The organism is Nereida sp., assembly GCF_965655635.1.
GTDB lineage: Bacteria > Pseudomonadota > Alphaproteobacteria > Rhodobacterales > Rhodobacteraceae > Nereida.
In genome coordinates, this window is sequence record NZ_CBFHHE010000007.1 from 25589 (window position 1) to 39625 (window position 14037).

The window sequence follows — 14037 nt, forward strand, 5'->3', positions numbered from 1 at the left end:
GGTTCCCGAGGCCTGCGATCAGACCTCGGCCTCCATTTCAGCTGCGTCGCCTTCGCCCTCAACTTCATCAGTTTCAAGCTCTGTCGGATCAACCCAACCCAACATCACACGTGCGGTCATGATCATGTCTTGGGCTTCTTGCAAACTCACGTCGAACGGCTCAAGCGTGCCGTCATCCTTTGAACGCTCACCGTTCACGGTTGTCCAGCCACCAGCAAGTTCCCAATCGGCGCAAGTTGCGAAGTCCTCAAGGGTTTTCACGTCATCATTTGCAAGCGCTTCGACCATTTGTGGCGTCAGACCATCAAACGAGATCAAGCTATCTTCAGCACCCAAGGCAATTGCATTCTCAAGCGCCTTTTTGTTGGCCGCTTCGATGTTGTCACGTGCGCGCGCCTGAAGCTCGGACGCAGTTGCTTCGTCCACACCATCAATAACCAGAAGCTCATCAACTTCGACGTAAGCAACTTCTTCAAGTGATGTGAAGCCTTCAGAAACAAGCAGTTGTGCGAAGAATTCGTCAACGTCCAGTGTTTCCATAAACAGCGCTGTACGCTCAGCGAATTCTGCCTGACGACGCTCAGATTCCTGTGCTTCGGTCAGAATATCAATGTCGAGGTGTGTCAGTTGTGACGCAAGGCGTACGTTTTGACCACGGCGACCAATTGCCAGTGAAAGCTGCTCATCCGGCACAACAACTTCGATACGCTCGGCTTCCTCGTCAAGAACCACCTTAGTCACCTCAGCGGGCTGAAGCGCGTTCACGAGGAACGTTGGTTGATCGTCGTTCCATGGAATGATGTCGATTTTTTCACCCTGAAGCTCGTTCACAACTGCTTGGACACGGCTGCCGCGCATACCTACGCAAGCACCAACAGGGTCGATTGAGCCATCATATGAAATCACGGCAATCTTCGCGCGCGAACCGGGATCACGGGCAACTGCCTTGATCTCGATGATGCCGTCATAAATTTCAGGCACTTCCATTTTGAACAGCTCTGCCATGAACTCGGGCGCAGTACGGCTAAGGAAAATCTGCGGGCCGCGCTGTTCGCGACGAACATCTTTGATGTAGCAACGGATGCGGTCGTTCGGGCGATAGCTTTCACGGCCAATCTTCTCGTTGCGGCGCAGAACGGCTTCGCCACTGCCCACATCAACGATGACGTTGCCGTACTCTTCACGCTTAACAAGCGCGTTGATGATTGTGCCTGCGCGGTCTTTGAATTCTTCGTACTGGCGGTCACGCTCAGCTTCGCGGACCTTCTGCAAAATAACCTGCTTGGCAGATTGCGCCGCGATACGGCCCATTTCAACAGGGGGTACTTCTTCGACCAGCTGTTGGCCGACCTCAGGGTTTTCCATGTACTGCTTGGCTTGTTCAACTGTGAACTCAGCTTGATAATTTTCAAGCTCTGCTTCCTCAACAACTGTCCTGACACGGGTGAATGCCGCACGGCCTGTCTTACGGTCGATGCTGACACGGATGTCCATTTCGGCGCCGTAACGTGACTTTGCCGCACGCGCGAGGGATTCTTCCATGGCTTCGATGACGAGCGCAGGATCAATCATTTTCTCGCGGGCAACGGCCTCTGCGGTTTGCAAAAGCTCAAGCTGGTTCGCTGAGGTAATAGCCATTTATACGTTTCCTTCTTCTTCACCGTCGATGATAGTTTCCACCTCATCGAATTGTGTCTCATCAATGTGACCCGCGTCTTTGCGGCCCTTCAGGACCTCGCGGATAAGATCGTCAGTCAAAATAAGTTTTGCATCCGACAGCCAATCGAACTTGAGCCCGATCGTGCCTTCTTCAATGGTGATCAAAACCTCGTCACCCTCAACGCCCGCAAGCTCACCCTTAAAGCGGCGGCGTCCGTCAATCAGTTCATCGGTCTCGATGCGGACCTCATAGCCCTCCCAAAGCGCAAAATCTTTCAAGCGCGTCAGTGGGCGGTCAATACCAGGGCTGGAGACTTCAAGCGCGTAGGCATCCAGAATTGGATCCTCAACATCAAGGGTCGCGCTTACTTCGGTGCTGATCTTGGCGCAGTCATCCACCTCAATGGTACCATCAGGTTTTTGCGCCATGATCTGCAATGTTGTCTGCTTGCCGCTCATCAATCGCACGCGCACCAGCTCATACCCCAAGTCTTCGATGACAGGTGCAATGATCTCGGCAAGTCGGCGATCAATCGCTGCTTTTGCAATCAGGTCATTCATTGGTTCGTATACTTTCATCGCCCTAACTGTGGGCACAAAAAAACGGGCGCACGGCCCGTTGTATCGCTTCGGTGGATGTTAGGTTTGGACCCCAACAAGCCGCTGTTAAGAGGCGTATAGGCACAAAAGCACTAAACTGCAAGTAAAATGGTGTGATGCTTATTTAGCGATACTCAAGACAAAAACGCCCCGCCAAGTGGCGGGGCGCAATTGTTAGTTTAGGGATACGTGCGTTACGCGAACCACCAACGCTCTACCAGACGCGAGCTATCCATCTGGAAGACGTTACCAATGGTACCAGAGTTGGTCAGTTTAGTGCTGTGCGCATCGACGTAGTTTGCATACATCGGAATAACAGTCGCACCATCAACAGACATGATCTGCTGCATTTCGCCGTACATATCGCGACGCTTATCGCTATCAAGCTCGGCACGCGCCGTCAGGAGCAGCTCTTGGAAACGGCTGTTGTCCCACTTGCTGTCCCACCACGGCACACCTGCTTCGTATGCAGTTGAGAACATCCAGTCCTCGGTTGAGCGGCCGGACCAGTAGCAGGCACACCATGCCTTTTTCATCCAGACGTTTGACCAATATCCATCGTCAGGCTCTTGGATCACATCAATGTTGATACCTGCAGCTTTAGCAGAAGCTTGATACAGCTGAGCCGCATCAACCGCGCCGGCAAATGCTGCGTTTGCTGCAGAAAGCTGAACAGTCAAACCATCAAGGCCGGCCTCTTTAATAAGGCTTTTCGCTTTATCAGGATCGTATGCGTTCTGCGCAAGACTATCGTTGAAGTATTGGTTGGCAGGCCCGATCGGGTGGTCGTTTGCAACACGGCCGTGGCCAAGCAAAATCTTATCGACCATCTCTTGGCGGTTGATCGAATGCTTAAGCGCCTGACGGACCTTCACGTTATCAAAAGGTGACAGGTTGGCTAGCATCGGAAACGTATAGTGCTGGTTGCCGGTCACCTCAAAAATATTGACCGTTGGGTTGGCGCGCAAAAGTGGCTCTGTCTTGAAGTCAACGCGGTTCACCGCATCCACCTGACCCGTCATCAACGCATTCATACGCGCAGAGGAATCGTTAATTGCGACTGCTTCAACGCCGTCGAACCAACCTGCACTACCATCTTTGTAGTGGCTATCCACACGGCTCAACAATGCGCGAACACCGGGGTCAAAGCTCTCGACTTTGTACATACCCGTACCAATACCCTTGGCGATTGCTTCTTCGACCTGACCGGCCGGATACATCACGATGTGATAATCAGACAGCAGGAACGGGAAGTCAGCATTACCAGCTCCAAGGGTAAAGACGATCTCGTGATCGTTGATCTTTTCCATGTTCGTGATCGCAGAAACAATCGGCTGAGCCGCAGACTTCGCACCCTCAGCCACGTGCATATTCAACGATTCAATCACATCATCAGCGCCAAACGCTTTGCCGTTGTGGAACGTCACACCTTTGCGCAGTTTGAAGTTCCATACTTTGGCGTCTGCTGACGCGTCCCAGCTCTCGGCAAGCTCGCCTTTCAACTGGCCGTCCGCACCTACTTCGGTAAGGCAATCGAATACGGCGCCGTGCGCCATCATGACCATAAAGCTGTCAGAATGCGTACGCGCGTCCCAGCTGTCAGATGTGTTGGCACCCGCAATCCCAAGGCGCAGCGTGCCGCCCTTTTTTGCTTCGGCGCGCGCGGGCACACCTGTGGCGGCCAGCATACTTGCGGCAACACCCGTCTTTAGAAGTCCGCGTCTACTTAGTCCTGACATATTCTCTTTCCCTTCGTTGAACAGTTTATCGAGTTTTCATAGGCGGGGTCGGCCCACTCTCACTTAACTTTATTAGATCGCCTACATTTTACCGACGGCAGCATCACCAATATTTTCCATGCCGCGTTCCTCAAGCAGATTGGTCAGCCAATCAGGATCCATTTCGGGCACAGATGACAGCAGCAAATCCGTGTATGGGTGATGCGGCGGCTGAAACATCTCTGCTTTAGGCCCCTGCTCCACAACACGGCCATCCTTCATAACAACAACTTCATCAGCAATAGATTTCACAGTAGCAAGATCATGCGTAATGAACATGTAAGTCAAGCCAAGCGTATCTTGCAGATCAGCAAGTAATCGCAAAATACCCTCGGCAACCAATTGATCCAGCGCGCTTGTAACCTCATCACAAATGATGAATTTTGGCTCAGCCGCAAGCGCACGAGCAATTCCAACGCGCTGTTTTTGACCGCCAGACAGCTCGGACGGTAAGCGGTCACGATACTGTGATGGCTCCAATTCGATCTGCGTCAGCAACTCATCCACGCGTTTGGTTTTTGCACGGCCAGTCAGGCCAATGTAAAACTGCACAGGACGACCAATAATTTCTGCGATCGTTTTGCGCGGATTAAGCGCCGTATCTGCCATTTGATAAATCATCTGAGCTTGGCGCAACTGCATCTTATCGCGCTGCTTATATGAAGCGGGCAGTTGCGCACCATCAAACTCAACGTGACCCTGTCGTGGGGCGAGTAGGCCAGTAATGCAGCGCGCCGCTGTTGATTTACCTGATCCAGATTCGCCCACCACCGCCACCGTGCGACCAGCGTGCATATCGAAACTAACGTCGCTCAAAACATCAACCTTGCCGTACGCCGCCGTGACGCCGCACACCGAGACAACAGGCGTCGCGCCAATATTAACAGCGGGCTTTGCGGGGCGCTCAAAACTGCGGACGGCCCAAAGTGACTTCGTGTAGTCTTCTTGCGGGTTGGCCAGCATTTCACGGGTATCTGCGGTTTCAATCTCATCGCCGCGCAGCAAAACCTTAACCCGATCTGCCATCTGCGCCACGACTGCCAAATCATGCGTAATATAAATCGCGGCTGTATCAAAATCCTCAACGATCTTGCGAATGGCCGCCAAGACCTCAATCTGCGTGGTTACATCAAGGGCAGTTGTCGGCTCATCAAAAATTATCAAATCAGGACGGCAGGCCATGGCCATGGCTGTCATTGCCCGCTGCAACTGACCACCTGAAACCTGATGCGGATATCGGAAGCCGATTTCATGAGGATTGGGAAGGCGCAAACGCTCATAAAGCTGTATCGCATCTTCTGAACTTTCTGCGCGCGCCATAACGCGGTGCTGGATGGGTGCCTCTGTGTGCTGATCAATGATCTTATGCGCAGGGTTAAAGCTGGCGGCAGCAGACTGTGCAACATAGGCGATACGCTTACCAAGCAACCCGCGTTTTACATCTGCGGATGCTGAGACCAGATCGATGCCATCAAAATTAACCGAACCAGATGAAATGCGGCACCCATCACGAGTATACCCCATTGCAGCAAGTCCAAGCGTGGATTTACCCGCGCCACTTTCACCAATTAGGCCAAGAACTTCACCGCGTTTAAGGCTGAGGTTCACACCGTTGATAATGGGCGACCACACCTCATCACTGCGGCCTTCGATATAGATATCATTGATCGTTAGAAGATTACTCATGACTTCAGCCCCGACGATCTGTGAAGCATCCAGTCCACCACGAAATTCACAGCAACCGTTAGCAACGCAATTGCACCAGCCGCCAAGAGGGGTGCTGCCGCTACCTGTGGCGCAAAGGCGGCGAAGTTGATGAACTGCGCCAAATCACGGACCATCGTACCCCAGTCAGCAAGAGGTGGCTGAATCCCGACGCCAAGGAACGACAGCGATGCAATGGTAAGAAACACGAAACAAAACCGCAGACCAAACTCGGCCAAAAGAGGCGCAGTGGCGTTAGGCAAAATCTCTTTAAAGATCAGGTAGCCCATGCCCTCGCCGCGCAATTTTGCGGCCTCTATGTAATCCATAACGACGATGTTGTAGCCAACCGCGCGCGCCAAGCGGTACACCCGCGTGCTGTCGATGACGGCGATGATCACAACCATGAACAATGTCAGCGGTATACCCAAACGCGGCGCCCAAACGGCCGCGATGGTCATCAAAAGAAGCGCAAAAATAAGTGATGGAATTGCCATCAACACGTCCACCGCACGGGACATGATTTGATCAAACCATCCGCCAAGAACCGCCGCCAGAAAACCAAGCGAGCCACCAAGGAAAAAAGCCAAAAGCGAGGTGACGAATGCGATGCCAACTGTGTTCTGCGCGCCATAGATCAAACGGCTCAACAAATCGCGACCCAACTGATCGGTACCAAGGGGAAAATCAGGGTTGCCGCCAATGTCAGGGTTTCCGCCCGGTACAATATTAGCCGCGACGCCCTGAATGATTTCATCCTGACCGTACGGCGCAATGACCCCTGCAAAAATTGCAGCGATAGAATAGAGGATGATCATCAAGATGCCGAAGGACGCGGTCAATGGCATCTGACGGAACAACTTACGCGATCCATTGGTGCCGATGCTGCGCCCAACAACACGGAATAACCACGCCGCAATAGTAAACAGCACAAAGGCCTCCATCGCCTTGCCGGCAAAGAAGTACTTATTGGCAACCAACGGATCCGCATCACGCGACAACGCATAAAGCCAAATCGCGCCCATGATCGCAACCAAACCAAAAATATAGCCGAACGCAGTCGCATAAGGCATGTCGCGAAACACAGGCTCATTTGGTTTCAGCGCACGTGCAACTGCACGGAAAGCCCATGCGAAAATCGCCATGCCAACAAAAAACAGAAACACAGTCACGAAACCGCTCATTTTGGATGCCTTAGACGTGGATTGGATAAGATCGACATAATGTCAGCCGCGAGGTTAAGCAGAATATAAGCCCCTGCGAAAATCAGACAGCACGCCTGCACAACGGGTATGTCACGCAACTTCACACTATCGACGAACAGTTGGCCAATACCCGGATAGACAAAAACAGTCTCGACGACGACGACGCCAGTAATAAGATAGGCAAGGTTAAGCGCGACCACATTGATAATCGGCGCAAGTGCGTTGGGAAGCGCGTGCTTAACGATTACACGCATCGAACTGATGCCCTTAAGGCGCGCCATCTCGATGTAAGGCGAGGCCAGCAAATTGATAATAGCGGCCCGCGTCATCCGCATCATATGGGCCGTAACAATCAGTGTAAGCGTAAGCGCGGGCAACAAAGTGCGCTCAAGGCGCTCAGAAAAGCTGATCCCATCAAAGATATTCGAAAGGGACGGGAGGATCGGGTTCAGCACCGCAAGAGCCAGGATCAACACATATGCCAAGAAAAACTCGGGGCTAGAGATGCTGGACAGCGTGAAAATGTTGGCCGCCCGATCAAAAATAGTCTCGCGGTAGAGCGCCGCAAGCACGCCCAGAAAAACCGCAAGCGGCACAGCAGTCATCGCTGTCACACCTGCCAAAAACATCGTGTTTTCAAAACGCGGAGCAATAGTTTGTGCGACTGTACCAAGACCTGATCCTGCATCGCTACCAACAAAGCTGCTGAAGTTAGCGGCAGCAAAACTTGTACCTAGATCACCGCGTACTGCACCGGACAGCCAATCAAGATAACGGACAAAAAACGGCTGATCCAAACCTAAGTCTTTGCGGATCGCCTCAACGGCGTCTTTGGTCGCTCCCTGACCCAAAATGCTTTGAGCAAAATCACCAGGGAGTAAATTAACTGCGGTAAAAATAACAATTGAGACAACGAACAGCGTCACAAGACCAAGGCCAAGCCGCTGTAAAATAATTTTTGAAACGCTTCCCAACCTGGTCCCCAACAATGACGAGCGTACGCGCGCCCAGGTGACCAAATTAAGGAAAATAGAAATCGTGTAAAGGCTTAACGCCCGCGCCTAGGCAAGCCTGGTCGCCAAACGGTCCATCGTTCGCACCAATTCCTCGCTGATGCCCGCCTCTGAAAGCGCGTGTCCTGCGCGCGCAATCAGCTTGAGCTCTGCCTCAGGCCAGTTTTGGGCCAACTTATAGGCTGACGTCGGCGGGCAGATCATATCATATCTACCTTGTACGATTATCGCCGGAATACCGCGCAGCTTGTCCATGTTGTCAAGAATTTGATGGTTCTCACCCAAAAAACCCGCGTTCATGAAGTAGTGATTTTCGAGCCTTGAGAAAGCACGGGCATATTCGGCTGGCGCGTCACTACCGGCACCCTCGTTCATGATGCTGGCCAATGCATTTTCCCAAGCAGCCCAAGCGCGCGCATAGCGCACCTCAGTGGCGTGATTGTCCGAAAAAAGGCGCTTGTGATACGCGCCAATCATGTCTGCGCGCTCTTCTTCGGGAACGAGATTCTCAAAAGGTGCCCAAAGATCAGGGAAGAACATCGCAGCGCCGCCACCGTAAAACCAATCAAGTTCGGCACGGGTCATCAAAAATACACCGCGTAAAATAAGTGCCTTCGCGCGATCAGGGTGTGCTTGCGCATAAATCAATGACAGCGTCGCGCCCCAGCTACCGCCAAACACTACCCAACGCTCAATATCCAAAGTTTCACGTATAAGCTCAATGTCGCGCACCAAGTGCCACGTTGTATTATCCTCGACGCTGGCGTGAGGTCTTGACCGCCCACACCCTCGCTGATCAAACAAAATAATACGATACTGTGCGGGGTCAAAATACCGCCGCATCGTAGGACTACATCCACCACCCGGACCACCGTGCAACACAACGACAGGTATGCCATCGGGGTTTCCGCACTGCTCCATATAGACAGAATGGCCGTCGCCAACGTCCAGCATCCGTTGATCAAACGGTGCAAGCGCCGGATAAAGGTGCGACAAGGCGCGGCGGGGGGATACGTTTCTGTCCATGAATGACCTATATAACCCAAAAGAGCGCCGAAACATCCGGTGCGCCATGTTTTTTTGTCATAGAGGCACATCATGACCAACGCACAAACAACCGTCGATCCCGCAGAAATCGCAAAATTCGAGGCAATGGCGGCAGAATGGTGGGACGTAAACGGTAAATTTAAGCCCCTTCATATGCTTAATCCGTGCCGTCTTGATTACATCACAAGACAAATTGCTGCTGAGTTTGGCCGCGATCTTTCCCAAGACGCTCCTTTTAAAGGGCTCCGCATTCTTGATATCGGCTGTGGTGGCGGCTTGCTATGCGAGCCGATGGCACGCCTTGGCGCCACCATTGTTGGGGCGGATGCTGCCGAGAGAAACATTCCCGTAGCAAAAGTGCACGCTGAACAATCTGAGCTGGATATTGATTATCGCTTCACAACGGCAGAAGCCATGGCCGAGGCAGGCGAGCAATTTGACGTGGTTCTCAATATGGAAGTGGTCGAGCACGTAGCCGGCCCACTGGCATATTTAACGGCCTGCCAGCAGTTGCTAAAACCCGGCGGATTGCAAATTTGCTCAACGCTCAATCGCAATCCTAAAAGCTATTTAATGGCAATCATCGGCGCAGAGCACATCATGCGCTGGCTGCCCAAGGGTACTCATGAGTGGTCAAAGTTCATCACGCCTGACGAGTTGTTTGAACTACTGACCACCTCAGGAATGACACCTGTCGACCGCAAGGGCTTTGTCTTCAACCCAATCTCATGGAGTTGGTCGATTTCTGAAAAAGATCTAAGCGTGAACTACGTGACCGCGTCGACAAAACCGGCCTAATCGTCCGCCAGCTTTTGGCGCATCTCGCGTAGAATTGGTAGGGTACGGCTTATCTTGTCGTGCCCGATATCTTCGACCATCTGGTTTACCAGCGGCGTGATTTTACGCACAGCTTCATCACGCGCCGCCCGCCCAGCGCCGCTAATGGAAACCAACTTACGCCGCGCATCGTCCCAATCGGGACGGACGTGCACAAAACCCATCAGATCAAGTTTATTAATTGTGTTGGTCATAGCCCCGCGGGTGAGACGGAAGCGGGCGGCAAGCTGTGCTGGCGTGCGCTCCCCCGTGCTTGCAGCAAGATAATTCAACACTGTTAAATGAGAAATTTCCATCCCATGGGGCAGCGCCTTGGTGACACGACTACGCAACAACTGATCAATCGCCAGAAGCTCAACGACAAGCGTCGCGCCAAGGGTATCAGACGTAGTAACCGGCATCAGGGCCCTTCGAACAGTTGGTTGTGCCCCCATGCAGGAACACGCTTACGGGCTTTTAATACCTGATTTTTGTCAATTTCAATATAGCTGACACCAACGCCCTCACCAAAATCGCTAAGCACGTTTCCCCAAGGATCAACTGCCAAAGAGTGCCCATATGTTTCGCGGCCTTCGTGCACACCCCACTGCGCAGGCGCTAAAACATAACAACCTGTCTCAATTGCACGGGCACGAAGCAACGTCTCCCAATGCGTCTTACCTGTGGCGACGGCAAACGCAGACGGCACCATAAGCACATCGGCACCCGCCTGTGCCAAAGCGCGATAAAGATGCGGAAAGCGAACATCATAACAGATCGTCATGCCAATGTTCAGACCGTCTGCACGCCCCAAAACTGCAGACGAACCAGGTCTGTAACCGCGCGATTCCTGATAGACTTCCGCCTCTGACAACGTGACGTCAAACATATGAATTTTGTCATACCGCGCAGTAATACTGCCCGAGCGGTCAATCAGAAAAGACCTGTTGGCAAACCGACCATCAGCATCCGTTGTTTTCAGAGCCAACGACCCAATCAACAGATTAACACCAAGGGTTGCAGCCAAATCACTAAGCTTTGTTAGCGTAATATCGTCCGCTTCAACGTGCAGAACTTCCATTTGCTGCGCACGGCTTACGGAAACACAATTCGTCACCTCAGGTGTTGCAATAAACTCCGCACCAGATGCCGCCGCTTCTTCGACGAGCGCCGTTGTCCGTAGAAGATTTTCCGCAGGACAATCGCCTGAGTTAAGTTGTAGAAGGGCCGCCTTCACGCCAGCAATTTATCCAGCTTGCCCGCGCGATCCAACGCAAACAGATCGTCACATCCGCCTACATGGATATCGCCAATGAAAATCTGCGGCACAGTGCGCCCGCCATTGGCACGCTTGATCATTTCACCTTTGCGGTCCGGCTGAGCCAAAATGTTAATCTCTAAAAAGCTTACGCCTTTCTGGCTGAGAAGCCGCTTGGCAGAATGGCAAAAGCCACACAGGGGTGACGTATAAAGTTCAACAGTTTTCATTTTAAGGCGCTCCAATTTCTGGTTGCTAGATAGTTAAGTATCTTTTCCCGCGCGCGCCAGTGTGATGACGAACACCTCGCCAGCACGTGAAGATGCGAGCACGTTTGCCGCCTCCGCGAGCGTGGCACCTGTAGTCATCACGTCATCTACTAACAAAATTGGTCGCTGAGCGATATTCAAGGCGCGTTTTGGATTGACCGTTATCGTGCCGCTCAAAATGTTTAGTCGATCATCACGGGATTTACCTTCTAACATCGGCGTCCGTTTAAGCCGCTGCAAAATATCTGGGCCGTATTGCAACCCCATCTGTTGCGCTAGGCCGCGGGCCAGCTCAGCAGACTGATTGTAGCGCCGACCAAAAAGACGCGACCAATGAAGCGGTATTGGCACGACCAGCATATTATCGCGCCTAAGCGGTCTGGCGTGCTGCGCCATCCATTTTGCAGCAGGCCGAACAAGATCAAGACGATCACCGTGTTTAATGCCAAGCACCATCCGGCGACCAAAACCGCTGTAATGGAACACGGCCCTGCCAGCACTCCACGGTCTTGGTGTCCGCAAGCAATCGTCGCACTGCATCCCGTCGACTTCGCTCATCACTTGGGCACCGCATTTTCCACAAACACTGCCACTCAAAAAAGAAACCTCGCCCCAACAATTCCCACAAAGCGCGTCAGGCCCGCCGGTCAAGGTGTCGCAGGTTAGGCAATGATGAGGATAGATCAGCCGAAGTGGGTTTTGCATTACAAATTTCCTGACTACATGAGCAGCATGACACAACAACCGCCCCTTACAGATACGCACACTCTGCACCTGCATCACAGAAACCGCCGGACGTCTGATGGGATGTTTTTGCAGCAAGAAGCATTCGATGAAATTGCAGAAAGACTGCTTGGGGTTAAGAAGTCGTTTACAAAAACAGCTGTGGTCACATCATGGCCAGACCTATGGGCGAATATTGTGGCAGGAGCGGACATCATCCACCCCGATGATACACTGCGATTTACGGACAACGGCTATGATCTGATCGTTCACGCAATGGATCTTCATTGGGCGAATGACCCTGTCGGGCAAATTGTGCAATGTCGAAATGCGCTCAAGCCTGATGGATTATTTTTAGCCGCTTGTTTTGGTGGCCAGACCCTAAACGAGTTGCGTAGCGCAATCGCCGAAGCTGAAAGCAGAGTGATGGGCGGGCTGTCACCACGCGTCGTGCCTATGGGTGAGGTGCGCGACTACGGCGCGCTACTTCAAAGAGCAGGCTTGGCGCTTCCGGTTGCGGACACTTTGACGCTGCCTGTGAGTTACACCGACACGCCTGCCCTGATGAGCGATCTGCGAAAAATGGGGGAAAGCAACGCGCTTGCAGCACGAACTAAAAAGCCCACGCCAAAATCCGTTTTCGACGCGTTAGAGACTGTTTATCGACAGAATTTCTCTGATGGAGAAAGACTGATCGCAACATTCGAAATTATTTTCTTGGCCGGTTGGGTGCCCGATGCAAGCCAACAGCAACCCCTCAAACCTGGCTCGGCAAAGATGAAATTAGCGGATGCTCTGCGTATTCCTGATGGCCCAAAAGATTGACCTGAAGCGATTTCCAGTTATCTGGCAACATAACGCACTTATACCCACGGACTTTAGATGATGTTTGACGCGAAAACGAATACGAGCGACGAGGCTGTCTGCCCCGTTCACGCACCAAGCGATCACCCAAAGGTGAAGCCTGCTAAGATTGGGGTTTTGGTCGCCAATCTGGGCACACCAGACAATTACGACTACTGGTCGATGCGCCGGTATTTGAATGAATTTCTGTCTGATCGGCGCGTTATTGATTACAGCCCGTGGCTTTGGCAGCCGCTTTTGCAACTGATCATTTTAACAAAGCGTCCATTTTCTAGCGGCGAAGCGTATAAATCGATCTGGAACCATGACGAGGGTGAGAGCCCTTTAATGACGATCACCCAAAAACAAACCGCCAAGATAAAAAAGCAGATGCAAGAGACCTATGGCGATGATGTCATTGTCGATTTTTGTATGCGCTACGGAAATCCGTCTACGAAATCCAAGGTCCGCGCAATGATCGAAGCCGGATGTCAGAAAATTTTGTTTTTCCCGCTGTATCCACACTACGCCGGGGCGACGTCAGCAACCGCAAATGACGAATTTTTCCGCGTTTTGATGAAAGAAAAATGGCAGCCAACCGTGCGCACAGTGCCTGCATATTATGAGCGTCCAGATTATATTGAAGCGCTAGCCCAATCGATTGAGACTGCCTACGCCCAGGCCGAAAAGCGCCCCGAAATATTGGTGTGTAGCTATCATGGTGTGCCACAGCGTTACCTGATGGAGGGCGATCCGTATCACTGCCAATGTCAGAAAACGACGCGCCTTTTGAAAGAGCGTTTGGGCTGGGATGACACGCAGATCATCACAACGTTCCAATCTAAATTCGGTCCCGAAGAGTGGCTGCAGCCTTACACAGTCGAAGAAGTCGCGCGGCTTGCGGAAAAGGGCAAAACAAATATTGCTGTTTGCGCGCCTGCATTCTCAGCTGATTGCATTGAAACGCTTGAAGAGATCAACGAGGAAATTTTTGAGAGTTTTGAAGAGGCTGGCGGTCACGACTTCCTCTATATTCCGTGCCTTAACGATGATGATGCTCACATTACCGCACTCTGCAACACAATCGACGACAACCTGAAAGGTTGGGTATAAACGCCCTTC

General features: G+C 52.2%; 14 protein-coding genes. 3 read left to right on the forward strand and 11 right to left on the reverse strand.

The window, feature by feature from the left end; translation table 11 throughout:
• Positions 1-18: 18 nt before the first annotated feature.
• The 7 genes from nusA to pip form a co-directional block, all read right to left on the reverse strand.
• Positions 19-1638: a transcription termination factor NusA gene (nusA, locus tag ACTF5M_RS03690; protein WP_438959734.1), complete on the reverse strand. Its 1620-nt coding sequence runs from the start codon at positions 1636-1638 to the stop codon at positions 19-21.
• Positions 1639-2220 (reverse strand): ribosome maturation factor RimP, encoded by a 582-nt coding sequence (gene rimP / locus ACTF5M_RS03695; protein ID WP_438959800.1) that lies wholly within the window; start codon positions 2218-2220, stop codon positions 1639-1641.
• 233 nt (positions 2221-2453) lie between these two features.
• Positions 2454-3998, reverse strand: a complete 1545-nt coding sequence (locus tag ACTF5M_RS03700; protein WP_438959735.1) for an ABC transporter substrate-binding protein — start codon at positions 3996-3998, stop codon at positions 2454-2456.
• 81 nt (positions 3999-4079) lie between these two features.
• Complete coding sequence (locus ACTF5M_RS03705) at positions 4080-5723, reverse strand: ABC transporter ATP-binding protein (protein WP_438959736.1); 1644 nt, start codon at positions 5721-5723, stop codon at positions 4080-4082.
• On the reverse strand, positions 5720-6925 hold the full coding sequence (locus tag ACTF5M_RS03710; protein ID WP_438959737.1) for an ABC transporter permease: 1206 nt from the start codon (positions 6923-6925) through the stop codon (positions 5720-5722). Before ACTF5M_RS03710 ends, ACTF5M_RS03705 begins: the two co-directional genes overlap by 4 nt.
• Positions 6922-7920, reverse strand: coding sequence for an ABC transporter permease (locus tag ACTF5M_RS03715; RefSeq protein ID WP_438959738.1), 999 nt, complete (start codon positions 7918-7920; stop codon positions 6922-6924). The genes ACTF5M_RS03710 and ACTF5M_RS03715 overlap by 4 nt, the downstream gene beginning before the upstream one ends.
• Before the next feature lie 87 nt (positions 7921-8007).
• Positions 8008-8985, reverse strand: coding sequence for a prolyl aminopeptidase (gene pip, locus ACTF5M_RS03720; protein ID WP_438959739.1), 978 nt, complete (start codon positions 8983-8985; stop codon positions 8008-8010).
• A 72-nt stretch (positions 8986-9057) separates the two neighbouring features.
• Here pip and ubiG point away from each other — a divergent pair, with 72 nt between their 5' ends.
• Entirely contained in the window at positions 9058-9804 is a 747-nt protein-coding gene (gene ubiG / locus ACTF5M_RS03725) for a bifunctional 2-polyprenyl-6-hydroxyphenol methylase/3-demethylubiquinol 3-O-methyltransferase UbiG (protein ID WP_438959740.1), read from the forward strand.
• On the opposite strand, the gene ACTF5M_RS03730 is transcribed toward ubiG, so the two are convergent.
• Genes ACTF5M_RS03730 through ACTF5M_RS03745 form a run of 4 tightly spaced genes read right to left on the reverse strand, consistent with a single transcriptional unit; the run spans position 9801 to position 12129 of the window.
• Entirely contained in the window at positions 9801-10244 is a 444-nt protein-coding gene (locus ACTF5M_RS03730) for a MarR family winged helix-turn-helix transcriptional regulator (protein ID WP_341246456.1), read from the reverse strand. The two genes, ubiG and ACTF5M_RS03730, sit on opposite strands and share 4 nt — an antisense overlap.
• Positions 10244-11059: a carbon-nitrogen hydrolase family protein gene (locus ACTF5M_RS03735; RefSeq protein WP_438959741.1), complete on the reverse strand. Its 816-nt coding sequence runs from the start codon at positions 11057-11059 to the stop codon at positions 10244-10246. The genes ACTF5M_RS03730 and ACTF5M_RS03735 overlap by 1 nt, the downstream gene beginning before the upstream one ends.
• Positions 11056-11310: a glutaredoxin 3 gene (grxC, locus tag ACTF5M_RS03740; protein WP_438959742.1), complete on the reverse strand. Its 255-nt coding sequence runs from the start codon at positions 11308-11310 to the stop codon at positions 11056-11058. Before grxC ends, ACTF5M_RS03735 begins: the two co-directional genes overlap by 4 nt.
• A gap of 33 nt (positions 11311-11343) precedes the next feature.
• Positions 11344-12129 carry a ComF family protein gene (locus ACTF5M_RS03745; protein ID WP_438959743.1) on the reverse strand — a complete coding sequence of 262 codons (786 nt, stop codon included), beginning with the start codon at positions 12127-12129 and terminating at the stop codon, positions 11344-11346.
• Here ACTF5M_RS03745 and ACTF5M_RS03750 point away from each other — a divergent pair.
• Positions 12082-12897, forward strand: coding sequence for an SAM-dependent methyltransferase (locus ACTF5M_RS03750; protein WP_438959744.1), 816 nt, complete (start codon positions 12082-12084; stop codon positions 12895-12897). The genes ACTF5M_RS03745 and ACTF5M_RS03750 overlap by 48 nt on opposite strands.
• Positions 12898-12954: 57 nt before the next feature.
• The gene (gene hemH, locus ACTF5M_RS03755) at positions 12955-14028 is read left to right on the forward strand and encodes a ferrochelatase (protein WP_438959745.1); all 1074 of its coding nucleotides are present in this window, start codon (positions 12955-12957) and stop codon (positions 14026-14028) included.
• Positions 14029-14037 lie beyond the last annotated feature (9 nt).